Genomic DNA, 24,966 nt, shown 5'->3' on the forward strand with positions numbered 1-24,966 from the left:
GGCGAAGAATTGGCGAACGCTACTTGCCCTTTTTCTTCGTGGTAGGATCCACGGCCCCTTCGGGGAGGGCGAGCTTCATGCGCGCCGCGGTTTCCTTGCTGGCATAGACCGGGTCCTTGGCCCCCGGCCCCGCGGTGAGCACCGCCCCCAGCTGAAGGAGCCCCTGGGACAGCCCCACCGTGGGGATGTCCCGGCCCGTGGCGCGGTAGATCATCCGGGCCGTGAGGTGGCCCTTGGCGCCCATGATGGGATCGCCGTCGATGATGAAGACGAACCCCGGGTTCCGGGACATGGCGCCGGCCATGGTCTTGTTGTAGTCCTTCTCCTCCTTGAGGTCCACGATGAGCAGCGAGATGTTGCGGGCCTTGGCGGTTTCGGCCAGGTCGATGAGTTCGAGCTGGCTGGCGTCCTTGTCGCAGATGGCCATGGCCAGGGTCCGCTCCGGCCAGACGTCCCTGACCACGTCGAAGAGATGGTCGTAGTCGCCCGCCCGCAGGGGGGCGGAAAGGATGGCCGCGGCCGTGAGGATCCTACCGATGGACAGGTGGAACATGGGCCCCCCTCAAGGTGTGGATTCACGTTGATGGGACCAACGTCCTTCAATTCCCGGATATTGGCAAGCTAAATTTTCCGCAGGACCAGGCAGCCGTTGGTGCCGCCGAAGCCGAAATTGTTGTTCAGGACGTACTCGCCGTCGAAGGTGCCGGCGGCGTTGGCCGTCACGTCCAGGTCGCAGTCGGGGTCCTGGTCCACCACGTTGATGGTGGGCGGGATCCGGCCGGTGCTGGCCACCAGGGCGGAAACGATGGTCTCCAGCCCGCCCGCCGCGCCCAGCAGGTGGCCGGTCATGGACTTGGTGGAGCTCACTTTGAGCTTGGCGGCGTGGGCCCCGAAGACGCCCCGGAGGGCGGAGCACTCGATGCGGTCGCCGGCCGGGGTGGAGGTGCCGTGGGCGTTGGCGTAGCCCACCTGCTCCGGGGTGATGCCGGCGTCCTTGATGGCCGCGGCCATGACGCGCCGGGGACCGTCGCCGTCCTCGCTGGGGCTGGTGATGTGGTGGGCGTCCCCGCTCATGCCGTACCCGCAGACCTCGGCGTAGATCTTCGCGCCGCGGGCCTTGGCCAGCTCGTACTCCTCCATGACCACGATGCCGGCGCCCTCGGCCATGACGAAGCCGTCCCGGCCCTTGTCGAAGGGACGGCTGGCTTCCTGGGGGGCCTCGTTGCGGGTGGAAAGGGCGCGCATGGCGCCGAAGCCGCCCACGCCCAGGGGATTGATGACCGAATCGCTGCCGCCGGCGATCATGCGGTCGGCGTAGCCGAACATGATCTGGCGGGCCGCGTCGCCGATGGCGTGGGTGCCCGTGGCGCAGGCGGTGGCCATGGCCGCGTTGGGGCCCTGGAGTCCGTACTTGATGCTCACGAAGCCCGAGGCCAGGTTGATGATGAGGCTCGGGATGAAGAAGGGGCTGGTGCGCCGGGGCCCGCGGTAGCCGTTGGCCTCCTCCCAGATGGTGGAAAGGCCGCCGATGCCCGAGCCGATGGAGACGCCGAACAGTTCCCGCTCGGCCTTGGACAGCTCGCCCAGGCCCGAGTCCCGCATGGCCTCCTGGGAGGCGGCCATGGCGTACTGGATGAACAGATCCATCTTCTTCTGTTCCTTCCGGTCGATGGAGAGATCGGGATTGAAGTCCTTCACCTGGCCCGCGATCTTGCATGCGTAGTCGGCGACGTCGAACTTCGTGATCAGCCCGATGCCGCTCCGGCCGGCCAGGAGGTTCTCCCAGGTCTCGGCGACGGTGTTGCCGCAGGGGTTGACGGTCCCCATTCCCGTGATGACGACGCGCCTGCGCTGAATGGTGGTCATGGCCTCACCTCAGATGACAAGGATGCCACAGGCATGCGCCCGGCGACCTCACCGTTTCACCGGAAACGGGAGGACACGGACGTCCGCCTGGAATTTTCTAACGGCAAGCGCCGCAGGACGTTTCGTTCTGCGGCGCCGGAATGGTTTCCAAGGGATTTTCAGGCCTTGGCATTCTTTTCGATGTACGAAATGGCATCGCCAACCGTACGGATCTTCTCCTGCTCGCTTTCGGGAATCTCGATCCCGAAGGCTTCTTCGATGGCCATGATGATCTCAACCGTATCCAGGCTGTCGGCGCCGAGGTCGTCAACGAAGTGACTGTTCTCGGAAATGGAATCCTCGGGCTTGGCAAGCTGCTCGGCGATGATCGCAATGACCTTTTTGCGGATTTCAGCCATGGTCTCTCCTTAGAACCTGACGAGGCTAGCATGGCTTTTCCGGAATGCCAAGCGGCTAGACTGGATGGCATGCCTCGACCCGTGCAGAATCCCGCGCCCGAAAGGGGCTGGCCCCTGGGGTGGAGCACGTCCCTGCGGGAGTTCGAAGTGTTCCTCGCGGTGGAGCGCGGGCTGTCCCGGCACACGGTTTCGGGGTACCTCTCCGATCTCCAGCACCTGGCCTTCTGGGCCACCGGAGCGGGGCTCCCGCCCTCGGACCTGGACCGGGACCGGGTCACCGCCTTCCTGGTGACCCAGCAGGGAACGGGCAAGGCGGCGCGGAGCATCGCCCGCCTCTCCTCGGCCCTGCGGCAGTTCCTGGGGTTCATGCGCATGGAGGGCGAAGGGGCCGCCGGTCCCGAGTCGGTGGTGCGCCCGCCACGCCCCCCGCGGATCCTCCCCCGGACCCTCACGGAGACCCAGGTGGAGGCCCTCCTGGGCGCGCCGGACCTCCACACGGCCCTGGGGGTGCGGGACCGGGCGTGGATCGAACTGCTGTACGCGTCGGGCCTCCGGGTTTCCGAGCTGGCCGGCCTCTCCGCCCTCACGGTGTTCCTGGACGAGGGCTTCCTCAAGGTGATGGGCAAGGGCCGCAAGGAGCGGCTGATCCCCTTCGGCCAAAGCGCCGAGCACTGGGTGCGCCAATGGCTGGCGCTGCGCCCCTCCCTGAAGCCCCAGGACGACACGCTGTTCGTGGGCCGGAGGGGCGAGGCCCTCACCCGCCAGCAGTTCTGGCGCCTGCTGAAGGCCTACGCGGTGCGGGCGGACATCCGCCCGGAGGCCGTGAGCCCCCACGTGCTGCGCCACGCCTTCGCCACCCACCTCCTGGACCACGGCGCCGACCTGCGGGCCGTGCAGTCCATGCTGGGCCACGCGGACATCTCCACCACCCAGATCTACACCCACGTGCACCAGGCCCGGCTGAGGGCCCTCTACGACCGCATGCACCCCCGCTCTTGACTTCCATAATCCAATCATCAGAATTTATAAATTTAATGATTTTAATATCTTATTAATGCGGGCAAGAGCCCACGCGGCAGGCCTGTCGATTCCCGTCGATAAAAGCTTGCACATCAAGCCCCATTTCAATTCCCATGGGGGATTTCGGCCCCTTCAGGCATACTTGCCACAAGGATCCGTTCATATTCCTTCCTGGGGGTTGACCGATCCGGGCGGGGGAGGCCCCGCCGCCTTCCTCGGGGACCCCGCGTGATCGAAACCGGAAAACGAGCCATTGATCAAGTTATCCTCCGGCTCCTGGCGGAGCACGCGGTGCCCGACCAGGCGACCCTTCTGGAGCTGCTGGCCAGCGACGGGTTCGCCCTCACCCAGGGAACCCTGTCCCGGCGCCTGGCCCGCCTTTCCATCCGCAAGCGCGGCGGCCGCTACCAGCGGGTCCCCAGCGCCACCCAGCCCGCCCCGCCCTACGCCTGCGTTCCCTCCTCCCCCCATCTCCTGGTGCTCCAGACCCACCACGGCCTCGGCCACGCCCTGGCCCTGCGGGTGGACCGGACCCTGAAGGGGGTGGCGGGCACCGTGGCGGGCGAGGATGCCCTGTTCGTGGCCATCCACATGGATTCCTCCCTGGAGGAGGTGCGCAAGGAGGTGGAGCAGGTGCTCGGCCCACCCCGGGCGCGCATTTGAAGGCAGGTGGACGGAGCCGCGGCTTCCAGCCATGATGGAACCTGGAGAATCCACTGATGGCCCCACGAAAATCCACGAAGGTCGCAGCCGCCCCGGAAGCTGGTACGCCCGAAGCGGCCCCCGAACCCAAGACGGTCAAGCCCCGCACCCGCAAGGTGGCGGCCCCGGCCGAACCCGCGGCTCCCAAGGCGGCGCGCAAGTCCAAGGCCGCCGCGGCCCCCGCGCCGGAACCCGCCGCCGTCGAGCCCGAACCCGCCGTCCCGCCCGCGCCCGCTCCTGCCGCCGACCCGCTCACCGCCCCCGCCCGGGCCGTGCTCCAGGCCATCCAGGACGGCGTCGCGGTGGAACTGCTCTTCATCGACGCCGAGGCCAACCCCCCCCGCACCTTCGAGCCCCGCCAGCTGATCTTCGACGCCCTGGCCCGGCAGTGGTTCGTGTGGGGCTGGGACCGCCGGTACAATGCCGAGCGCCACCACCGCCTCGACCTCATCGCCCAGGTGGGCCCCGTGGAGGGCATGGGCCGCGCGGCCCAGGGCCCCTACAAGGAGGGCACCGCCGCCAACCTCATCGGCGGCTGGCTGGGAGGCGAGCCCATCCGCGTGAAGGCCGTGCTGCTCAAGCAGTGGATCTTCGCCGTGCGCCAGGCCCCCGCCCCCTTCCCCGAGTTCGCCATCGAGGAGATGGAGGAGGGCAAGGCCCAGGTGACCTTCGTGGCCACGGACCTGAGGGCCATCGCCCGCTGGGCCATGCAGTTTGGCGACGGCATCCAGGTGGTGGAACCCCAGCGCCTCCAGGACCGCATCAAGCAGGTGGGCATGGCCTGGGCCGGCAAGGCCGCCGCGGCCCCCTCCCCCGCCCCCGACCGCTCCGCCTCCGATCGCCCCCGCCGGGACCACGGCCACAAGGAGCACCGCTCCGAGCACCGGTCCGAAAGGGAGTCCCGGGACCGGGAGCCCCGGGAACGGGAAGCCGCCCCCGAACCCCGCCGCCGGCCCGAACCGCCCCGGCACATCCCCGAGCCCCCCAAGCCCACGGTGAAGGCCGGGAAGATCGAGATCCGCATCGACCGGCTGTAGCCAACCGCCGAGCCCGGCTACGGTTTCGTCCGGGTCCTAGGAGTCGCTTGCCGGGGGAACATCTCAACCGGCGGAGCGTCGCGGTCGAGGCGCGACGTCGATGATACGAGAGCTTTTATCCCCGAACATCCCCGTCCATCCCCTCCATCCCCGCCAAAAAATCGCAAGGATGGTTCGGCGCGATGGGGGTGTTCCACCCAGCGCCCCGACCCATCCCAGCGGGCCATTTGCCGGGGATGGACGGGGATGCGAGGGATGCTGGCCCATGGCTCTCCAGCCCCGCCACGGCGCCCTGAATCTGACCAATTTGGGTATAGGGTTGAGGGCGGGGCTATCTGCTGTTATCGGTAGTGATCGATTGGGTGGGTCGAAAAATCAAGCTAACGGAGCCAGCCGCCCGTCACCCGCCGGAAGGCCTTCTCCCTCCGGACCATGGGGCGGAAGCCGGAGCAGACGGCGGGGCCGGCGGCTTCGGGGCAGGCGAGGCAGGCCTGGCGGTTGGGGCCCCGGTGGCGGTAGTGCATCCAGAAAGCCCCCAGGGCCCCGGTCGCCAGGAGGGCCACGGCCCAGCCGGCAGGGCCGGAACGCAGGCCCTGGGTCACCAGGAAGGTCCCCAGGGCGGCGGGCAGGAAACGGGACAAACCTTTGCCCGGCCGCCAACGGGTCAAAACCGCCAGCCCGGCCGCCCACACCGCCAGCAGGGCCCAGGACAGGCCCGGGGGCGCCGCCAGCCCCGCCCCGGCGCCGGCCAACCCTCCCGTGGCCGCCAGCAGGCAGCCCTTGCAGATGCGTATGCGCCCCATCGCCACCACCTCGCCCCGGTAGGCGGCGCACAGGGGGTGGTGGGCGTAGCGATGGAACCGGTGGGCGCGGCGGCTGAACCGGTCGATGCGGCGGGCCAGGTCCCGGGGGATCACGCTCCGGGCGGCTTGGGGCGCAGCACCACGGCGGTGCCGTAGGCCACGATCTCGTTGGTGTTCTGCATGAGGTCCCCGGAATCGAAGCGGAAGCCCAGGATGGCGTTGGCGCCCATCTGCCGCGAGTGGAGCTCCAGGCGGTTCATGGCCTCGTTGCGGGATTCCCCGGCCAGTTCCGTGAGCATGGTGATCTCCCCGCCGAACACCTGCTGGCAGCCCGCGCAGGCGGTGCCGACGATGCTGCGGGAGCGCACGGTGATCCCCCAGCAGGGACCGATGATGCGCTCGATCTCCGTGCCGGGGGGCGGCTCGAAGGTGGTGAGGATGGGCATCTGGTGGAGGGTGATGGTGGACATCAGCGGGCTCCCAGGACCGGCAGGGCGATCATCAGCAGCGCCGACACCGCGACGCAGAGGGCGGCCCCGGACACCTTCAGGCGCATGGTGTGCCTCGCCGCGAGGAAGAGGATGAAGAGGGAGGCGAAGGTGAAGAGGTCCATGGTGTTGAAGAAGGCGTGCAGCTTCACGCTGTCCGGGGCCAGGTAGAAGCCCAGGGACGTGGGGGAGAGGGCGTCGGGCTTGGCGCCGCCGATGTTCTTGAGGGCGCAGATGATGCCCAGGAGGACGAACTTGGGGGTGGCCACCAGGCCGGAGACCACCGTGGCCGAGAAGGCCTGCCGGTAGCTGGGCTTGCGCCCCTCGGCGGTCCAGGAGCTGATGACCCAGTACACCAGGGCCATGACCAGGCTGACGATGGCCAGGCCCAGCAGCCCGCCCAGCACGCTGAAGGGGAGGATCATCTTCCCCTGCATGGCGATGATATTGTCGATGGATTCGGCGGGGATCTTGGGATTGGCCTCCATCATGGGCCGGAGCATGGCGTCCACGTCCACCTTGCGGGCCCACAGGACCGACACGACGGTATTGAGGACCGTCATGAGCACCAGGGCCCCGCCCCACACGGGCGTGGCCTCCAGGCGCTTGAACAGCGCCTCGGGCTCCGTGAACACCGCCACCACCTGTTCCAGGAGGGTGGGCGCCTTCGCGACCGGAGCGACGGGCACGTTGCCGTACAGGCTTTCGGGAGGGGTGGATTCATTCATGGAGGCCTCGCAGGGGTTTTGGAAATTTTCGCAGCATCCGCCCCGCTTTCAATGTCAAATTCCCCCGCGGAACGATGGCCACGCTCGGCGCACACAACGGGGAACGGAGACGCGCGCATGAAAGTGGATCCAGGCTTTGGCCGTCAACTCATGGAGCAGGAGGAACGCTACGGGATCCCCGATCCCCGGGGCCTGGAGCAGGTGTTCCTGCGCGCGGACGGCGTCTACCTCTGGGACCTCCAGGGGAACCGCTTCATGGACTTCCTGGGCGGGGACGGCGCGGTGAGCCAGGGGCACAACCACACCCGCATCGCCGCCTCCATGGTGGAGCAGTGCCTGCGCCTCTCCCTCGTCACCCAGGGGGTGCGCCACGCGCGCCTGCCCCCCTATCTGGAGAAGCTCTGCACCCTCACGGGCTTCGGGGCCGCCCTGCCCATGAACACCGGGGCCGAGGCGGTGGAGGTGGCCATCAAGGCCGCGCGGCGGTGGGCGTACCGGGTGAAGGGCGTGGCCCCGGGCCGGGCGGAGATCCTCGTCTTCACGGGCAACGCCCACGGGCAGACCACGACCCTGGCGGGCCTTTCCGGCGACCCGGACGCGGCGGACGACTTCGGCCCCTTCGGTGCCGGTTTCCGCATGGCGGCCTTCGGGGATGCGGTGGCGGCCGCCGAGGCCGTGGGACCCGCCACCTGCGCCATCCTGGTGGAGCCCATCCAGGGCCGGGCCGGGCTGCGGATCCCCCCCAGGGGCTTCCTGCGGAGCCTCCGGGAACTCTGCGACCGCCGCGGGCTCCTGCTCCTGGCGGACGAGGTGCAGTGCGGGTTGGGTCGCACGGGCAAGCTCTTCGCCTTCGAGCACGAAGGCATCCGCCCCGACGGGGCCATCCTCGGCAAGGCCCTGTCCGGGGGCTTCTATCCCGCCAGCGCCTTCCTGGCCTCCCGGGAAATCATGGACCTGCTCACTCCCGGATCCCACCGTTCCACCTTCGCGGGCAACCCCCTGGCCTGCGCCGTGGCTTCCGCCGCCCTGGACGTGCTCGCCGAGGAACACCTGGTGGACCGCTCCGCCGAACTGGGCGCCTACTTCCTGGCGCGCCTGCGTTCCATGGAATGCCCCCGGGTGCGCGAGGCCCGGGGCCTGGGCCTCTGGGCCGCCCTGGAACTGCGGGAGCCCGCCGCCCGCGCCGCCTGCGAGGCCCTGGCCCGGGAGGGCCTCCTGGCCCAGGCCCTGGGCGATTCCATTCTCGCCCTCACCCCCCCCCTGATCATCACCCGCGAGCAGTTGGACTGGTCCCTGGAGCGCCTGGAGCGGGTCCTGGCCCACTAGCATCGTACCGGTCCCGGTGGGCGCCGACGCTAGTCAGCCGATCAGCCTAGCCCATCTTACCGAGCCACCCCGTCCTAAAAATGCGTAAGTCCCATCTGGAGGGTTTGGATCGGGGCAACTCGTGGCGAATCGCCTATCGAATACGAAAACGCCATTTGGAGTGACCCAACCGGGACGTACCTGACATGGAATGAAGCTGCTGTTTATAACCAATTGCCGCCTGCGTTGGAGGCATGTTAATCCCTTTCATCCTTTGCATCCGATTCATCCCTGTTCCCGCAGGGCCAGAGCTGGGATGGGTCGGCGCATACAGATCAACTGCGCGCCGCCCCATCTCATCGCTGGCCCTGCGGGAACAGGGATGAATCAGATGAACGGGATGAAGGGGATAAGCCGTCGAACTCAGGCTGTTCCCGGCTGAGGGGCCAGGCCGTGGTTTTCATGGAAGGCCTTTCTACTGCCATGATCTCCCCGCCCCACGCGAAGCGAAGCCCCGAGGTGGGTCGGGGCCAATCCGTGGCAACACCGGCCAATCCTCGGGGCGAAAGCTTTCCGTTGCTGCGAGCCCCGCCCGCGGCAACGAACCGGGGCGGGAATCCGGGACACGGACGACGAGGTCTAGAAGTGGCAGCCGAGATAGAAGGAACCGGCCACCTGGGGCGCCATGGCGCGGAGGGTGCGGTTGTCCATGCTGCTGAGGGCCTGGAGCTGGGTCTGGGTGGTCTTGACGGGGGTGCCGGCCACGTCCACGCCCACGTACGGGCGGAAATTGCCCCAGTTCCAGGTGCCGTCCAGGCTCACGCGGGCCCAGGGACGCAGGTAGGTGTTGGAGGCATCCACCCGGCCGGTGATGACGCCGTTCTGGAAGATGGCGCCCTGAGCGGAGAGGGCCTCGCCCCTGGCCTCCAGGTGGAAGCCCAGGGAGACCCGGGAGCCCAGGGGGGCCAGGTAGCCGGCGCCCAGGGACCAGTAGCTGTGGGTGATCTTGATATCCGTGAGGTCCACGACGCCGTTGTTGAGGGCCATCTGGGAGGAGGAATCGAGCTTCCCGCCCACTTCGTAGTACCAGTTGCGGGCGGAGGCGATCTCGCCCATGAAGCGGATGCCCAGGCCGGCGGAACGGTCCGCCTGGTCCTTGGTGCCCGCCTGGACGGTAATGGAGGTGGGGCGGATCATTTCCCCGAAGAACTGGATCCGGGCGTCCAGGACGTCCTTCGGCGACTGGGCGAAGACGGATCCTGCGGAAAGGGCTGCGACCAGGACTGTTTTGATCTTCACGAGTCCTCCTTAAGAGTGGGGTGCCAGAGGGGGCGAACACGGGGAAAGCGTCAGGGTTCCGACGCTTTCCAAGGGGTTAGCAATCAGGGTGCCACCGGGGTGGCGGGGCCGTTGGTAATCACGATGTCCCAGGCGTAGTTGAAGGGGATCTTGTAGGCGTAGCTGAGGTCCGAATCATCGCTGGCCTTGATCTTGACGTTGCCGGTGGCCGTCTTGATGGCCTCGATCCACTCCGTGCGGTTCAGGGCGCGGGGGGCCAGCTTGCCGGCGACGTTGTTGGCCAGGATCGCCTTGAGGGCAAAGACCCGCAGGGTGGCGCTGGTGCCGGCGGCGGGCCGGAGCTCGAAGGGCACGTCGAACCAGCAGTAGCCGGGGGCGACGGTGGTCATGAGGGTGGTCTTGGCCACCGGATCCGTGTAGATCAGGCCGCTGGTCATGGGGACCCGGGCGTCGGTGAGGATCGGCAGGGTGTCGGGGTTCGGGTTGGTGGTGCCGGGGAAGACCGGGTAGCCGCTGGAGGGGTCGCTGACGTTCGTCTGGGCCGGGAAACTGCCGGGCAGCATGAAGTGCTGGGTCGCGCCATTGGCCTCGAGTTCCACCACCCAGAAATCCGGCGCCACGGGGGCCCCGAGGCCGTCGGTGGTGGCATTGAACCAGGTGACCCGGTAGCCGCCGAGGACGGGGGTGTCCGTGGGGAGCGGGTTGGGGTAGGTGAGACTGCCGTCCGCTTCCCGGTGGCGCTTGTCGACCATGGTGTCCTGGGGCGGGAGGAAGCCCAAGCGGGCCGTGGCATTGCCCGCGACGGCGGCGGTGAGGTTGGTGGGCGGCTGGAGGCTTGCCCCGTCCGCCAGCCAGGTGCGGGCGATGGTGCCCCCCGAAACGCTGTTGTAGAAGGGCGTGAAGGCGGTCCAGAAGAACCGGCCGACGCCGTTGGGGCTGGGCGTCCCGCCGTTCTCCGCCGCGGGGAAGGAGGCGTCGAAGCTGCCCTGGCCCGTGGCATTGAGGTCGAAGGCGCTGTTGCGGGGGGTGATGCCCGTGTGCCGGGGCCAGGTGGTGGCCGAGGTGTAGCGCAGGCCGGCGAAATTCCCCAGGTTCCCGTTCATGGAATCCACCCAGCTGAGGGTGGCGGCGTTCAGGGTGACCGGCCACTGCCAGACCCGGGACCAGAGGTATTCGGAGTAGCTGAAGACGCTCCGGATGCTGTTCAGGCCGCGGGTGAGGGGCGCGGCCACCTGCCGGTTGACGTCGTTGGGGTCGTAGGGGATGGACAGGCCGGTGAGGCCACCGGAGAAGGCGGTGCTGCCCTGGGGGTCGTACACCGCGGACTGGAAGTAGGCGGGAACGGCCGAATTCACGGGAGCGGGCGCCAGGAGCATGCTGTCCAGGCCCCAATTGGCGGCGTCCAGGTCGTAGGGATCCGTGGATGCCCCGGGAGCGCGGAAGGCCTGGAATTCCGAAGCCTTGTAGGTGTCCGAGTTCTTCGAGTCCGGAGTGTAGGCTTTGTAATCGAGGTTGATGCCCAGGTTGGCGGAGGTTCCAGCCGTGCCCGGCGTCTCGGCGGTCGGGATCGTCTTGAGCATGAGGGGCCATTCCGCGAAGGTCTGGAAGGCCGAGATGCCCGCGAAGGTGCCCACGGCGTTGTTGGGTTCCTCCCAGAGGGGCGTGACGAACGGAACGGAGGGGCGGAACAGCCAGCGGTCCGTCAGGTTCCCGCCGATCAGGGCCGTGGTGCCCTGCAGCTTGCGCATGGCGGCCTGGGCGGTCTCGGCCGCGAAGCCCTGGGCGGTGACGATGTTCAGGACCGGGTTCCAGGGGGCGGCGGGGGCGGCGGGGTTCTTGAAGCCGAAGGAGGAGACCGTCGCGTTGTCATCCAGGGTGGTGCCCAGGGTCGGATCCATGAACCCGCCGGTGGGCGCGTTGGGAATGCGCATGAAATAGGACCGGGAATCGGGAATGGCCGACGACCAGGAGGGAATGGCCAGCCAGAAGGGCAGGTCCGAGCGCACCGGCAGGGTGATGGTGGCCTTGATGCCCTGGGCATCGGCCACCGCGTAGCTGTAGGTGATGCCGTCCTGGAAGACCTGGATCTGGGCGCCGAGGCCGTTGGCGGCCGTGGTCACCATGGGCAGGGGCGTGACCGCCTGGCCCGTGTCGTCCTTGATCTGCCGGTAGAGGAAGTTCAGGGTGAACTGCTGGGTGTTGATGCCGTCCACCACCACCCACATCTGGGTCGTCTTGGGCACCACGAGGCTGGCGCGGCCGGATTTCACGCAGGAGCTGTTCTGGGCGTCCGTGTCGTCCGTGACCGTGAGGTTCACGCGGTAGGCGATGGTCTTGCCGGCCTCGCCGGGGAAGGAGACCTCGCCGGGATCGGCGGAGGCGCTGGCGTTGGGCACGCCGCCGGGGAAGGTCCAGGCGTAGGTGAGGGTGCCCCCGGAGGTGGGAAGGACGCCGGTGCCCTTGAAGTGCAGCTTCCCGCCCGCGGGGATGTAGACGATGTAGGAATCGGTGCTGTTGGCGGGACGGGGAACGACCGGAACGCCCTGGCCCCCGTCGAGGATGGTCAGGGGAGCGGGAGGCTGGGTGCCCGAGGCCTGGGGGGAGGTGATGGCGGCCGTGGGCAGCGCGTTGAGGGTCACGGCCACGGTGAAGGACACCTGGGTGGCGGTGGCGTTGGAGCTGCGGTTGTCGGTGCCGTTGACGGTGACCGTGGCGGTGCCCGCGTAGCTGTCGGGGTACACGTGGGTCAGGGTCACGGTGGAGCCCGCCAGGGTGCTGGTGGTGGTGGTGCCGGTGACGACCTGCGGCTGGCAGGGCGTATCGGGGCCGCCCCAGTTCACGGTGTAGGTGACGGGGTCGTCGTCCTGGTCGGAGACGGTGAACACGAGCTTGACGGCCTTGGAGGTGAGGGCCGACGTGGTGGGGGCCGCCGGGGTGGTGATGGTGAAGGCGGGGGTGTGGTTCGCGCCCAGGGTCTTGATGGTCATGGCCGGACCGCCGGCGGCGACGCCGACGATGCCCAGGCTGTCGGTGGCGTAGGCGGTGGGGGTGGTGGTGCGCGTCCCGGTGGCCGCGGCGCCCGTGTACTGGACGGTGGCGGTGTAGGCGCCTCCCCCGTTGCTGACGACGCTCACCACGGTCGCGGCGCTATCGTTGGGAAGGAAGGTGATGAGGTTGGCGGGGATGGGATCCGTCGCGCCGCCGGCGCCGGCCCGGGGATTGGTCACGGTGAAGGTGAAGGCCTGGGTGACCGTTCCGTTCAGGTCCACGTTCAGGGTGGTGGCGCCGGGGGCCGTGAAGACCACCACCGGCAGCGGGGTGGTCACCACCTGGAAGGCCACGGAGGGGCTGAAGTCGCCCACGCCGCCGTTGGCGTCGATGGCCTGGACCCGCACGGGGATGGTGCCGGTGACGGAGGTGGGGAAAGTGTGGTTGACGGTGGTGGTGCGGGTGACGCCGGTGGGGCTGGCGTCGGGGGCCGAGGTCACGGCCACGCCGTCCCCGAAATCCCACACGAACTGCTTGATGGTGTCCGTCGCGTCGGGATCGGTCGCCGTGGCGGTGAAGGCGTAGCTCTTGTTCTGGAGCAGGCCCGTGGCGGCGGGGGTGGTGATCTGGGACACGGGGGGCAGGTTGGCCAGGACCTTGACGGGAATGTCGACCTTGACGACGCCGCCCTTGGTGTCGTCGGCGGTGACGTAGGCGTTGGAGACGCCCATGGCGGTCCAGGTGTGGGTCACGGTGGTCCCGGTGACCTTGGGCGTGCCGTCACCGAAGTCCCAGGTGATCGTCGAGGCGTCGAGGTTGGGGTCGGTGACGCCGGCGGTGAAGGTGATGGGCTGGTAGGCGTAGGGATCGCCCGCCGGGTTCTGGGTGTAGGCGAGCACGGGCGGCGCGTTGGCCAGGATGCTGATGACAAGGGAGATGGACTTGGTTCCGCCGGGAATGCCGTTGGTGGCCGTGAAGGTCATGGTGTAGATGCCCGCGGCCGCGTAGGTGTGGGTCTGGGTCAGGGCGGTGGTGCTGGCCACGTCGCCCACCCCGCCGGCCTCGCCGAAGCTCCAGGAATAGGTGAGGGGGAGGCTCTGGGGATCCGTGGCGGTGGCGGTGAAGGTGATGGGGACGTTCTGCCAGGTGGAGTTGGCGGCCCCCGGGACGGGGATCGTCGGGGCGGCGGCCACGGAGATGACCGGGGGATTCGCCGCGCTGAGCGTCGTGTTGACGGTCATGGCGGGGAACGTCGAGAGATCGCTCAGGAGCGCGCCGCTGGTGTCCACGACGGAGAGGGTCGGCTGGAAGGTGCGGGAGTCGGTGGCGGCGGCCGCCGGGAAGGAGACGGCGACGGTCCATTCGTTGGTGGTCCCCGGCTTGGCGGTGACGGGCCCGATGGAGCCCCCGGCGAGGGTGTCGTTGGACTTGAAGGTGATGCCGGCGGCGTTGTAGGTGAGTCCGCTGGCGGGATCCAGATCGATCATGAAATCGAAGGTGTAGGCGACGGTGCTGCCCACCTGGGTGGACAGGAGCGTGGCCGCCGCGGGCGCCACCTGGGTGACCGTGAAGGGATTCGAGGCCTGGGCCACGGCGAAGGTGGTGCTCGCGGCCGTGCCGGCCAGTCCGTGGCTGTCCGTGGGCGTCACGGTCACGGCCAGGGCCGCGGAGGCCACGCGGAACGCGTGCTGCACGGTGAAGGGGGCCGTGGTCACCGTCTGGATCGGGGAGCCGTCCCCGAAGTTCCAGGCGCAGCTGGCCACGGTGTCGCCGAGGTCGGGATCCGTGGTGGTGGTGGTGAACGTGTAGATTTTGTATTCAACCAGGGAGTTGGTGTTGGCATTGACCACCGGGGCCGTGGCGGCCGGCGGCGCGTTGACGGCGACCTTGTTGTTGGGGCTGTTCCCCCCTCCGCCACCGCATGCGCAAAGCAGCGCCAAGGATAGGGCAGAAAGGATGATCCCGGAGTTGCGCAGTGTGAATCTCATGGATGCCCCTTCGCATTGAAGCCGGAGTAAAAACCAGCAAATACCCAAATTGGTACAAAAAGATCGGGCGTAATGATGGCTCCGATCATACAAGCAACCCCCGCCAGGGGCCATTTATTTCCGGAATGGTATGAAAATAACCGCCGCCCTCAGGGGCGGGCCACGGTCTGGATGGTCAGGGTGGGGAAGACCGCCGGCACGCTCTGGATGTTCAGGCTGTCCTTCACCTTCAGGGTGGGTGTGACGGAATAGGCCGTGCCGGCGCCGCCCGAGGCCGGGTACACCGCGGACACGGTCCAGGCCCCGCCGCCGTCCAGGGTGCCCATGACCTTGACGCCGGGGTTGGCCGTGGCCAGGGGGCTGCCCGGGACGAGGGTGAAGTTCTCGTTGGGCACCGTGCCCATGCCGTCGTAGGTGACCCGGAACTGGAAGTCCACCGTGACGCTGGCGCCCTGGGGCACCTGGAGGGTGGACGGGGCCGCCGGCGCGACGGGAAGGACCAGGAAGGGATTGGCGGCCGCCGATACCGTGAAGGTGGCGGAGGAGGCGGGGCCGTTCAACCCGTGGGTGTCCCGGGCGGTGACCGTCACCTTCACCGGGGCGCCCGCGGCCAGGAAGGCGTGCTGCACCGAGAAGGGCGGCGCGGTGACGGCCTCCGCCGGCGACCCGTCCCCGAAGTCCCAGACGCAGCTCACCACCCGGTCGTACAGGTCCGGATCCGTCGCGCCCGTGGTGAAGAGATACGTTTTGTATTGAATAAGGTTGGCATCAGCCGGATTGGCCATCGGCGCGGTCACTGCGGGCGGCGAGTTGATGGCGAGCCGTTCCCGGGGGCTGTTCCAGCCCCCCATGGTGCAGCCGCACAGCAGAACCGGCACCAGGCCTGGGAGGAGGGTCCAGGGGGAGCGCAGCATGGGTCTCATGGTCATCCCTTCGGAATGATGTCCGCCTTACCGATTTGAAAACCCATGTTACCGGGTATCCGGGACCGGAAAGCCGGGAATCACCCCTGGACCCACTGGACCGTCATGCCCAGGAGCCGGTCCACCGCCGCGCGGCCCCGGGGGCCGGGATCCACGGTGAAATCGTTCACCCAGGCCCGCACGTAGCGCCCGATCATCTCCGTGTCCATGCCCCGGCCGAAGGACTGGGAATAGGCCACGGACTCGTCGTGGCGCTCCCGCGCCAGTTCCACGCTGCGCCGCATGAGGCTGGCGAAGCGGGTCTTGATCTCCTCCGGCAGATCCCGGCGGATGGCGTTGCCGCCCATGGGCAGGGGCAGGCCGCAGTCGGCCTTCCACCAGGCGCCCAGGTCCTCCACCAGGTGCAGGCCCCGGTCCCGGAACATGAGCTGGCTTTCGTGGATGAGGAGGCCCGCCTCGTACCGGCCCTCCTCGACGGATTCCATGATCCGGTCGAAGGGCACCAGTTCCACCTTCAGGCCCGGCATCCACCGGCGCAGGGCCAGGTAGGCGCTGGTGCGAAGCCCCGGGATGGCCACGGTGACCCCGGCCAGCTCCGCGGGGGCCATGGGTTTGCGGGAGATCACCACGGGACCGGTCCCCTCCTGGATGCTGGAGCCGGCGGTGAGCAGCTGGTACGTGCCGGCCAGTTCCGGGTAGGCCCCGAAGCTGATGGCGGTCACTTCGTACGGCGCCCCCAGGGCCTCGGCGTTGAGGGTCTCGATGTCCTTGCGCACGAAGCGGAAGTCGAAGCCCTCGGTGTCCATCCAGCCCAGGGCCAGGGGGGCCATCATGTAGGCGTCGTCGGAATCGGGGCTGTGGGCGATGGTGAAGGGCATCAACGGACTCCGGGAAGGACCGCCCGGAACGGGTCGGCCGATTGCATCGTATCGGGAAACCGCCGGGCGGGGCCACTCAGCCCCGGGAGCAGACGCTCAGCTTCTCCTTCACCCGCTCCACCGCCTTCACCGCCAGGGCGTAGCCGGGGTTCTCCAGCACCGCGCTGCGGTAGTGGTCCAGGGCCAGCTCCAGCTTGTCCAGGGCCTCGTACACCCGGCCCAGGTTGTAGTGGGGGTAGCAGTAGCTCTCGTAGCGCTTGGCCTTGAGAGCCATGTGGAGCCAGGGGATGGTGTCCTCGTACTGGCCCAGTTCCAGGTAGTAGGCGCCGATGTCGTTGTAGGGGTTGCCGTACTCCGGGTCCAGGTCGATGGCCCGGTGGCAGTCGGCGATGGCGGCGTCGAAGTCCTTCTGGAAGGACCGGGCCCATCCGCGGTAGGTGTAGGCCTCGGGCGTCCGGTGCAGCTCCAGGGACTTGCTGTAGAGTTCGATGGCCCGGTCCACTTCGCCGCGCATGTGGTGCTGGTAGGCCTTGCTCACCAGTTCCATCGCCTCTTGCTTCTTGTCGTCGGTGCTCATGGAGGGCCTCGAGGGAACCCCATCATAGGACAAATCCGGCAGATGGGAGCCTAAGCTTGGAGTCTTAAAAGGCTGACCGCCTGCCAAAGGATGTACCCGCCCATGGCCCCCACCAGCACCCCGCCCACCCGGAGGAGCCCGGTGCGCCAGGACTGCCTGAGCCGGGTCGCGGCCAGGCCCAGGCCCAGGAGAATGGGCACGTTCCCCAGACCGAAGCAGACCATTCCCGCCGCCCCCATGCGCCAGGAGCCGGCGTCCAGGGCCTTGAGCAGCATCATGTACACCAGCCCGCAGGGGATGAAGCCCCAGGCCAGGCCCAGGAGGTAGGGCGCCCCGCCCCACTTGAGGCCCCGGGCCAGGAAGCCCTGGATGGGCCGGGGCATGGGGAATTCCATGAGGCTGTCGGCGCGCCGGCCCAGGGCCATGAACAGGCCCAGGAGCAGCATGAGGAACCCGATGCCCAGCTTGACCCACACCTGCCACGGCCAGGCCTGGGCGGCGATGAGGGCCTGGCCGTCGGGGCGGCAACAGGCGTGCATGTCCTGCACGGTCTGGAGCCGCGCGAATCCGCCCAGGAAGCCGATGGCGGCCCCCAGGAGCGCGTACGTGCTCACCCGACCCGCCTGGAACAGAAGGTGGCGGGGCCACATGCGCCCCCCCTGCCGGGCCTGGGCCAGGCCGAAGGAGGCCACGATGGGCCCGCACATCCCGGCGCAGTGCCCCACGGACCCCAGGAGCCCCGCGATCCACATGACCGCGAGCCAGGGCAGGGCGTGGGACTGGTTCAGCCAGGTCTCGAGCACATTTCACCTCTGCCGGGATTCTACTTGGGGCCCCCTTGTACGGCTATCCTGGAGGCATGACGAACGAGATCCCTGGAACCTTCTGCCAGAACTGCTTCACCTGGAACCCGGGAGAACGGGAGATCTGCCGCAAGTGCGGCACCCGGCTCCTCATCGTCGCGGGGGACCAGACCTGGGAGGAAACCGAGGAGATGGAAGCCGAGGACGACCTCGACGAGCATCTTCTGGAGCGCATCACCGGGCTGGAGGAGACCCTGCGCCGGGTGGAGACCTACCTGGAGACCGTCTCCGACCAGATGGGCCGCCTGGAGCGCAGCGAAGTGATGCTGCGCAACGGCCTCATGTCCCTGGTGCAGGAGATGGAGCACAAGGGCCAGCTGGACGCCCAGGCCTTTTCCTCCCGGTGGGAGCAGCTGGTGGAGGAGAACCTGCAGCTCATCAGCGCCCGGGAGCTCTTCACCCGCTACCGCGCCCGCATCCTCCCCATCGCCAAGCCCAAGGCCGCCTCGCAACTGAAGCGGGCCCTGCTGGAGACCTCGGCCCTCCTGGACAACGGCCAGCTGCCCGAGGCCGCCACCCGCCTGGGCGAGGCCCTGGCCCTGGATCCCAAGAACTACGAACTGGTGTTCACCGTGGCCGCCCTCAAGGAGGTGGCCCAGGTGTGGGACGAGGCCGAGCAGCTGGCGCGCCGGGTGGTGCAGCTGAGCCCCCGGCACTTCGAAGGCTGGATGCTCCTGGCCAAGGTGCTCCAGGACGACCCCGCCCGGGCCGACGCCGCCATCGAGACCCTGCGCATCGCCGCCGACCTGCGCCCCGACGAGGCCGGCCCCAAGATCCAGCTGGCCGAGCTCCTCCTGGAGGAGGAGGACCTCCAGGGCTCCCTGGAAAGCGCCCAGGAGGCCGTGAACCTCCAGCGGGACGGCGAGACCCTCTGCCTCCTGGCCGAGGCGCTCCTGGCCCGGGGCGAGGCCCCCAAGGCCATCCCCCTCCTCAAGGAGGCCTCCGGCTACCTGCCCGGGGACCTGCGGGTGCGCGAGCTCCTGGCCGAGGGCTACATCCTCGCCGACGAGCGTCCCAAGGCCTTCTCCATCCTCGCCGAGCTCCTGCGCCAGCACCCCGGGGACCCCCAGCTGCTCCTGCTCCTGGACGCCGAGAACGCCGCCCAGCTGCGCAGCGCCCGGGGCGGCAAGGCCGAGGCCCGCTACCTGCTGGACGACGCCGAGGACTGGCTGGCCGAAGCCAACCTTGCCGAGGCGGAGGCCGTCCTCAAGAAGGCCCGCCGCAAGGACAAGAGCGAGCGCCTGGAGTGGCTGGAACTGAACCTGGCCTACCAGAAGGACCCCAAGGCCCACCTGGGCAAGGCCGTGCTCTTCGCCGGCAGCCCCCGCCACCCGCGCCTGTGCTTCCAGGCCCTGCGCCTGGCCCTGGACACCCTCATGGACCGCAACGACGAGAAGGGCCTCAACCAGGCCCTGGAGGTCTTCTTCAACGCCCACCCCAAGAGCAGCGGCGCCTGGGAGGCGGCCATCATCCGCCAGGCCCACCGGCTCATGAATTCCCGGATCAACGAGGCCGACCTGGCCGAGGTGCGCCGGCTCCAGGCCAACCCCCTGCCCGGCCAGGAAGCCCGGGCCCGCACCCTGCTGGGCCAGTACCTCCTGGAACTCAAGCACCCCCGGGAGGTGGTCCAGCTTGTGGATCCGGTCATTGCAAGCGAGCCGACGATGATCAATCATTTCCAGTTGGGGATGGCCCTGGCGGCCCTCAGGGAGAAGGACGAAGCCCTGGCGGTGCTGCGGGACGGCCTGGAAGCGGACCCGGGCGACCTGCCCGAGAGCCAAACCACCCTGCTCCGGTCCCGGATGGAAGGAATGATTCATGACCTGGAGCAGCCTGCCGGTCATCTGTGATCCCCGTCAAAGGGTCCGTGACAAAGTTGACAGGTTTAGTCATGATTAGAAGGGAAGGTTGGGTCCGGCCATGAGCACGTCACTGCAGCAGGTCACAGGTCAGGAATACAAGTACGGGTTCACCACGGATATCGAATCCGACAGCGTGCCCCCGGGACTGGATGAGGACGTCATCCGGTTCATCTCCGCCAAGAAGGGCGAACCCGACTGGCTGCTTGATTTCCGTCTCAAGGCCTACCGCCACTGGCTCACCCTCACGGAACCGGAGTGGGCCAACGTCCACTACGCCAAACCCGACGTGCGCAAGATCGTCTTCTATTCCGCCCCCAAGGCCAAGGAGGCCAAGCACCAGAGCCTGGACGAGGTGGATCCCGAGCTGCTGCGCACCTTCGAGAAGCTGGGCGTGCCCATCAACGAGCAGAAGGCCCTGGCCGGCGTGGCCGTGGACGTGGTCTTCGACAGCGTGAGCGTGGCCACCACCTACAAGACCCGGCTGGCCGAGGAGGGCATCATCTTCTGCAGCTTCAGCGAGGCGGTGCGGGAGCACCCCGAGCTGGTGCGCAAGTATCTGGGCTCCGTGGTGCCCACCTCGGACAACTACTACGCCGCCCTCAATTCGGCGGTGTTCACCGACGGCTCCTTCTGCTTCATCCCCAAGGGCGTCACCTGCCCCATGGACCTGTCCACCTACTTCCGGATCAACAACAAGGAATCCGGGCAGTTCGAGCGGACCCTCATCGTGGCCGAGGAGGGCGCCTCCGTGAGCTACCTGGAGGGCTGCACCGCCCCCCAGTTCGACGTGAACCAGCTGCACGCGGCCGTGGTGGAGCTGGTGGCCCTGGACGACGCCAGCATCAAGTACAGCACCGTGCAGAACTGGTACGCCGGCGACAAGGACGGCGTGGGCGGCATCTTCAACTTCGTCACCAAGCGGGGCCTGTGCAAGGGCCGCAACGCCAAGATCAGCTGGACCCAGGTGGAGACGGGCTCGGCCATCACCTGGAAGTACCCCAGCTGCGTGCTCCTGGGCGAGAACAGCGTGGGCGAGTTCTACTCGGTGGCCCTCACCAACCACAAGCAGCAGGCCGACACCGGCACCAAGATGATCCACCTGGGCCGCAACACCCGGTCCACGATCATCTCCAAGGGCATCTCGGCCGGCGAATCCAGCAACAGCTACCGGGGCCTCGTGAAGGTCCACCCCAAGTCCGAAGGGGCCCGGAACTTCAGCCAGTGCGATTCCATGCTCATCGGCAGCCACTGCTCGGCCAACACCTTCCCCTACATCGAGGTGCAGAACGTCTCGGCCAAGGTGGAGCACGAGGCCACCACCAGCAAGATCGGCGAGGAGCAGCTCTTCTACTTCCAGCAGCGCGGCATCCCCCCCGAGGACGCCATCTCCATGATCATCAACGGCTTCTGCAAGGACGTGTTCCGGGAGCTGCCCATGGAGTTCGCCGTGGAGGCCACGCGCCTCCTGGGCCTCAAGCTCGAGGGGAGCGTCGGCTGATGAACACCCATTCGGAGACAAGCATGCTTTCCATCCGCAACCTCACCGCCCGCATCGGCGAAAACGACGTGCTCCGGGGCATCGACCTGGAGATCAAGGCCGGCGAGGTGCACGCCATCATGGGCCCCAACGGCAGCGGCAAGTCCACCCTGGGCAAGGTCCTGGCCGGCCACCCCTCGTACGAGGTCACCGGCGGCGAGGTGCTCTTCATGGGCCGGAACCTTTTCGAGCTGGCCGCCGACGAGCGCGCCCGGGCAGGCATCTTCCTGGGCTTCCAGCACCCCATCGAGGTGCCCGGCGTCTCCAACGCCTCCTTCCTGCGCCTGGCCTACAACAAGAAGGCCGAGGCCAACGGCCAGGAGGAGCTGGACCCCCTGGAGTTCGACGACTTCATCCAGGAGCGCATCAAGATCGTGAAGATGGACCCCTCCTTCCTGGACCGCAGCCTCAACGAGGGCTTCTCCGGCGGCGAGAAGAAGCGCAACGAGATCCTCCAGATGTGCGTGCTGGAACCCGCCCTGGCCATCCTGGACGAGCTGGATTCGGGCCTGGACATCGACGCCCTGCGGGTGCTGGGCGAGGCCGTCACGGCCCTGCAGTCCCCCACCCGGGCCCAGCTCATCATCACCCACTTCCCCCGCATCCTGGAGACCATCCAGCCCCACCAGGTCCACGTCCTCTCCGGAGGCCGGATCATCCGCACCGGCGGCCGGGAGCTGGCCTTCGAGCTGGAGGAGCGGGGCTACGACTGGCTCAAGGAAGAAGCCCCCGCGGGGAGGGCGTGATGGTGGCGACGGAAGCCGCCCCCCTCCTGGAGGGCCTCCTCTCCCGCCTCCGGCCCTCGGGCTGGGAGGCCCTGCGCGCCCGGGCCGAGGCGGCCCTGGAGGGCCAGGACCTGCCCACCCCCCGCCAGGAGGACTGGAAGTACACCGACCTGGCCCCCATGCGCGGCCTGGACTTCGCCCCCGGCGAGCCCGCGGCGGCGGACATCTCGGCCATCATCCTCCCCGAGGCCCGGGGCTCGCGCCTGGTCTTCGTGAACGGCCACTACGCCCCCCACGCCAGCAACGTCACCAACCTGCCCGCGGGGGTCCGGTTCCTGAACCTGGCCTGCGCCACGGAGATGGCCCGGGACCTGGGCACCCTCTCGGCTTCGGACGTCTTCGCGGACCTCAACCTGGCCCGGTTCAAGGACGGGGCCCTGGTGGTCGTGCCCAAGGGCGTCCAGGTGGAGGCCCCCCTCCACCTGGTGTTCGTGAACAGCCAGGAGGGGGCCGTCCCCACCTGCGCCCTGCCCCGCCTCCTGGTGGTGGTGGAGCGGGGAGCCTCCGCCACGGTGGTGGAGGAGCACCTGGGCACGGGCACCTACCTCACCAGCGCCGTGGCCGAGGTCATCGTGCGCGAGGACGGGCGCCTCACCCACGAGCGCATCCAGCGCGAATCCGACCAGGCCTTCCACTTCTCCCACGTGGCCGCGCGGGTGGAACGGGGCGCCAGCTACGCCTGCCGCACCATCAGCTTCGGGGCCCGCATCTCCCGCACCACCCCCCACGTGGTCATGGCCGCCGAGGGCGCGGAGCTGAGCCTGGACGGCCTGGCCCTCCTGGGCGGGTCCCAGCTTTCGGACACCCACTCCTTCGTGGACCACACGGTCCCCCACGGCACCTGCCGCCAGGCCCACAAGGTCATCGCCGACGACGCCTCCCGGGCGGTGTTCAACGGCAAGGTCTTCGTGCGCCCCGGCGCCCAGGGCACCGACGCCCAGCAGCAGTGCCGCGGCCTCCTCCTGTCCCCCAAGGCCCGCATCGACACCAAGCCCGAACTGGAGATCTTCGCGGACGACGTGAAGTGCGCCCACGGCGCGGCCATCGGCCAGCTGGACCCCGAGGGCCTCTTCTACCTGCAAAGCCGGGGCATGGACCCCGCCCTGGCCCGCAACGTCCTCACCTACGCCTTCGCCGCCGACCTCCTGGCCCGCATCCCCGTGACCAGCCTGCGCCGCCAGCTGAGGCAGACCGTGCTGGCCCGCACCCAGTCCGGCACCCTCGAGGCCCTGTCATGACCACCGCCCTCATCCCCCTGGACGTCCCCCGCATCCGCCAGGACTTCCCCGTCCTCACCACGCCCTTCCACGGCAAGCCCGTGGTGTACCTGGACAGCGCCGTGTCCAGCCTCACCCCCCTGCCGGTGGTGGCGCGCATGGGCCACTACCAGTCCTTCGAGCACACCAACGTGCACCGGGGCGTCTCCACCCTCAGCCAGGAGGCCACGGACCGCTTCGAGGAGGCCCGGGAGAAGGTGCGCGCCTTCATCAACGCCCCCTCCACCCGGCAGGTCATCTGGACCCGGGGCACCACCGAGAGCATCAACCTGGTGGCCCAGACCTTCGGGCGCCAGAAGATCCACGCGGGGGACGAGATCCTCCTGTCGGCCATGGAGCACCACTCCGACATCGTCCCCTGGCAGCTCCTGGCCGAGGACCGGGGCGCCAGGATCCGGGTCATCCCCATGAACGACGCGGGCGAGCTGATCCTGGACAACCTCGAGGACCTCATCACGGACCGCACCCGGATCCTGGGCGTCACCCACGTGTCCAACGTCCTGGGCACCATCAACCCCGTGAAGGAGATCATCCGCCGGGCCCACGCCAAGGGCGTGCCCGTGCTGGTGGACGGCGCCCAGGCCGTGCCCCACATCCCCGTGGACGTCACGGACCTGGACGCGGACTTCTACGCCTTCAGCGGCCACAAGCTCTCCGGCCCCACCGGCATCGGCGTCCTCTACGGGCGCAAGAGCCTCCTGGAGGCCATGCCGCCCTGGCACGGCGGGGGCAGCATGATCCTCTCCGTCACCTGGGAGGGCACCACCTTCGCCGCCATCCCCGGCAAGTTCGAGGCGGGCACCCCCCCCATCGCCCAGGCCATCGGCCTCGGCGCCGCCATCGACTACGTGCGGGCCCTGGGCCTGGACCGCATCGCCGCCCACGAGCACGAGCTCCTGGCCTACGCCACGGAGCGCCTGAAGGCCATCCCCGGCCTGCGCATCATCGGCGAGGCCCGGGAGAAGGCCTCGGTCCTCTCCTTCGTGCTGGAGGGCATCCACCCCCACGACATCGGCTCCATCCTGGACCACGCCGGGGTGGTGGTGCGGGCCGGCCACCACTGCGCCCAGCCCGTCATGACCCGGTTCGGCATCCCCGCCACCACCCGGGCCTCCTTCGCCTATTTCAACACCCGGGCCGACGTGGACGCCCTCGTCTCTGGCATCCTGAATGTCCAGGAGATCTTCTCGTGAGCGACCCCCGGGAGCTGTACCAGCAGGTGATCATCGAGCACAACAAGAAGCCCCGGAACTTCGGGGACCTGGAAGCCTGCACCCACCACGCCCACGGCCTGAACCCCCTGTGCGGGGACGATATCGTCCTCAAGCTGGTGGTGGAGGACGGGGTCGTGCAAGACATCCGCTTCCAGGGCCACGGCTGCGCCATCTCCAAGGCCTCCAGCAGCCTCATGACCGTCAACGTCAAGGGCAAGCCCGTGGCCGAGGCGGAGGTGCTCGTGGAGCAGTTCCGCGCCATGATCCGCGGCGCCCTGGACACCGCCACCGACCCCAACGTCCTGGGGCGCCTCAGCCTCTTCCAGGGCGTGCGGGACCTGCCCAGCCGGGTGAAGTGCGCCGTGCTGCCCTGGGCCACCCTCCACAGCGCCCTCCATGGCGAAGACATCGTGAGCACCGAATAGGAC

The 24,966-nt window shown here is 68.5% G+C and carries 22 protein-coding genes; 10 read left to right on the forward strand and 12 right to left on the reverse strand.

Annotated features, from left to right (window positions below):
- Window positions 1–19 precede the first annotated feature (19 nt).
- The 3 genes from R2J76_RS15270 to acpP all read right to left on the reverse strand — a co-directional run bounded on the left by R2J76_RS15270 (window position 20) and on the right by acpP (window position 2,264).
- The gene (locus tag R2J76_RS15270) at window positions 20–553 is read right to left on the reverse strand and encodes a hypothetical protein (RefSeq protein WP_316412499.1); all 534 of its coding nucleotides are present in this window, start codon (window positions 551–553) and stop codon (window positions 20–22) included.
- Between the two features lie 68 nt (window positions 554–621).
- Window positions 622–1,857 carry a beta-ketoacyl-ACP synthase II gene (gene fabF, locus R2J76_RS15275; protein WP_394366842.1) on the reverse strand — a complete coding sequence of 412 codons (1,236 nt, stop codon included), beginning with the start codon at window positions 1,855–1,857 and terminating at the stop codon, window positions 622–624.
- A gap of 167 nt (window positions 1,858–2,024) precedes the next feature.
- Complete coding sequence (gene acpP, locus R2J76_RS15280; RefSeq protein WP_243334161.1) at window positions 2,025–2,264, reverse strand: acyl carrier protein; 240 nt, start codon at window positions 2,262–2,264, stop codon at window positions 2,025–2,027.
- 69 nt (window positions 2,265–2,333) lie between these two features.
- On the opposite strand from acpP, the gene R2J76_RS15285 reads away from it, so the two are divergent.
- The 3 genes from R2J76_RS15285 to R2J76_RS15295 all read left to right on the forward strand — a co-directional run bounded on the left by R2J76_RS15285 (window position 2,334) and on the right by R2J76_RS15295 (window position 5,023).
- On the forward strand, window positions 2,334–3,263 hold the full coding sequence (locus R2J76_RS15285) for a tyrosine recombinase (RefSeq protein WP_316412501.1): 930 nt from the start codon (window positions 2,334–2,336) through the stop codon (window positions 3,261–3,263).
- A gap of 249 nt (window positions 3,264–3,512) precedes the next feature.
- Window positions 3,513–3,947 (forward strand): arginine repressor, encoded by a 435-nt coding sequence (locus R2J76_RS15290; protein WP_316412502.1) that lies wholly within the window; start codon window positions 3,513–3,515, stop codon window positions 3,945–3,947.
- A 56-nt stretch (window positions 3,948–4,003) separates the two neighbouring features.
- Window positions 4,004–5,023 carry a helix-turn-helix transcriptional regulator gene (locus R2J76_RS15295; protein ID WP_316412503.1) on the forward strand — a complete coding sequence of 340 codons (1,020 nt, stop codon included), beginning with the start codon at window positions 4,004–4,006 and terminating at the stop codon, window positions 5,021–5,023.
- 380 nt (window positions 5,024–5,403) lie between these two features.
- Here R2J76_RS15295 and R2J76_RS15300 read toward each other — a convergent pair whose 3' ends face one another.
- From R2J76_RS15300 to R2J76_RS15310, 3 genes are read right to left on the reverse strand one after another with little or no spacing between them, the layout of a single operon-like run.
- Window positions 5,404–5,940 (reverse strand): hypothetical protein, encoded by a 537-nt coding sequence (locus R2J76_RS15300; RefSeq protein WP_316412504.1) that lies wholly within the window; start codon window positions 5,938–5,940, stop codon window positions 5,404–5,406.
- The gene (locus tag R2J76_RS15305) at window positions 5,937–6,296 is read right to left on the reverse strand and encodes a YbjQ family protein (protein ID WP_316412505.1); all 360 of its coding nucleotides are present in this window, start codon (window positions 6,294–6,296) and stop codon (window positions 5,937–5,939) included. The genes R2J76_RS15300 and R2J76_RS15305 overlap by 4 nt, the downstream gene beginning before the upstream one ends.
- The gene (locus R2J76_RS15310; RefSeq protein ID WP_316412506.1) at window positions 6,296–7,042 is read right to left on the reverse strand and encodes a YIP1 family protein; all 747 of its coding nucleotides are present in this window, start codon (window positions 7,040–7,042) and stop codon (window positions 6,296–6,298) included. Before R2J76_RS15310 ends, R2J76_RS15305 begins: the two co-directional genes overlap by 1 nt.
- A 117-nt stretch (window positions 7,043–7,159) precedes the next feature.
- Here R2J76_RS15310 and rocD point away from each other — a divergent pair, with 117 nt between their 5' ends.
- Window positions 7,160–8,368, forward strand: coding sequence for an ornithine--oxo-acid transaminase (rocD, locus tag R2J76_RS15315; protein ID WP_316412507.1), 1,209 nt, complete (start codon window positions 7,160–7,162; stop codon window positions 8,366–8,368).
- A gap of 618 nt (window positions 8,369–8,986) precedes the next feature.
- Here the strand turns inward: rocD and R2J76_RS15320 are convergent.
- The 6 genes from R2J76_RS15320 to R2J76_RS15345 form a co-directional block, all read right to left on the reverse strand.
- The gene (locus R2J76_RS15320; RefSeq protein WP_316412508.1) at window positions 8,987–9,646 is read right to left on the reverse strand and encodes a hypothetical protein; all 660 of its coding nucleotides are present in this window, start codon (window positions 9,644–9,646) and stop codon (window positions 8,987–8,989) included.
- An 83-nt stretch (window positions 9,647–9,729) separates the two neighbouring features.
- Window positions 9,730–14,622 carry a PKD domain-containing protein gene (locus tag R2J76_RS15325; RefSeq protein WP_316412509.1) on the reverse strand — a complete coding sequence of 1,631 codons (4,893 nt, stop codon included), beginning with the start codon at window positions 14,620–14,622 and terminating at the stop codon, window positions 9,730–9,732.
- A gap of 149 nt (window positions 14,623–14,771) precedes the next feature.
- Window positions 14,772–15,545, reverse strand: coding sequence for a PKD domain-containing protein (locus R2J76_RS15330; RefSeq protein WP_316412510.1), 774 nt, complete (start codon window positions 15,543–15,545; stop codon window positions 14,772–14,774).
- An 80-nt stretch (window positions 15,546–15,625) separates the two neighbouring features.
- Window positions 15,626–16,423 carry an MqnA/MqnD/SBP family protein gene (locus R2J76_RS15335; RefSeq protein ID WP_316412511.1) on the reverse strand — a complete coding sequence of 266 codons (798 nt, stop codon included), beginning with the start codon at window positions 16,421–16,423 and terminating at the stop codon, window positions 15,626–15,628.
- Window positions 16,424–16,499: 76 nt separating this feature from the next.
- Window positions 16,500–17,000 (reverse strand): tetratricopeptide repeat protein, encoded by a 501-nt coding sequence (locus tag R2J76_RS15340; RefSeq protein ID WP_316412512.1) that lies wholly within the window; start codon window positions 16,998–17,000, stop codon window positions 16,500–16,502.
- Window positions 17,001–17,050: 50 nt separating this feature from the next.
- The gene (locus R2J76_RS15345) at window positions 17,051–17,803 is read right to left on the reverse strand and encodes a sulfite exporter TauE/SafE family protein (RefSeq protein WP_316412513.1); all 753 of its coding nucleotides are present in this window, start codon (window positions 17,801–17,803) and stop codon (window positions 17,051–17,053) included.
- 56 nt (window positions 17,804–17,859) lie between these two features.
- On the opposite strand from R2J76_RS15345, the gene R2J76_RS15350 reads away from it, so the two are divergent.
- The 6 genes from R2J76_RS15350 (at window position 17,860) to sufU (ending at window position 24,963) form a co-directional block, all read left to right on the forward strand.
- Window positions 17,860–19,713, forward strand: coding sequence for a tetratricopeptide repeat protein (locus R2J76_RS15350; RefSeq protein WP_316412514.1), 1,854 nt, complete (start codon window positions 17,860–17,862; stop codon window positions 19,711–19,713).
- 70 nt (window positions 19,714–19,783) lie between these two features.
- Complete coding sequence (gene sufB, locus R2J76_RS15355) at window positions 19,784–21,223, forward strand: Fe-S cluster assembly protein SufB (RefSeq protein ID WP_316412515.1); 1,440 nt, start codon at window positions 19,784–19,786, stop codon at window positions 21,221–21,223.
- 23 nt (window positions 21,224–21,246) lie between these two features.
- The gene (sufC, locus tag R2J76_RS15360; RefSeq protein ID WP_316412516.1) at window positions 21,247–22,008 is read left to right on the forward strand and encodes a Fe-S cluster assembly ATPase SufC; all 762 of its coding nucleotides are present in this window, start codon (window positions 21,247–21,249) and stop codon (window positions 22,006–22,008) included.
- Complete coding sequence (sufD, locus tag R2J76_RS15365; RefSeq protein WP_316412517.1) at window positions 22,008–23,285, forward strand: Fe-S cluster assembly protein SufD; 1,278 nt, start codon at window positions 22,008–22,010, stop codon at window positions 23,283–23,285. Before sufC ends, sufD begins: the two co-directional genes overlap by 1 nt.
- Entirely contained in the window at window positions 23,282–24,517 is a 1,236-nt protein-coding gene (locus R2J76_RS15370; protein WP_316412518.1) for an aminotransferase class V-fold PLP-dependent enzyme, read from the forward strand. Before sufD ends, R2J76_RS15370 begins: the two co-directional genes overlap by 4 nt.
- Window positions 24,514–24,963: a Fe-S cluster assembly sulfur transfer protein SufU gene (gene sufU / locus R2J76_RS15375; protein ID WP_316412519.1), complete on the forward strand. Its 450-nt coding sequence runs from the start codon at window positions 24,514–24,516 to the stop codon at window positions 24,961–24,963. The genes R2J76_RS15370 and sufU overlap by 4 nt, the downstream gene beginning before the upstream one ends.
- Window positions 24,964–24,966 lie beyond the last annotated feature (3 nt).

Source organism: Mesoterricola silvestris, assembly GCF_030295405.1.
In the GTDB taxonomy this organism is placed as follows: domain Bacteria; phylum Acidobacteriota; class Holophagae; order Holophagales; family Holophagaceae; genus Mesoterricola; species Mesoterricola silvestris.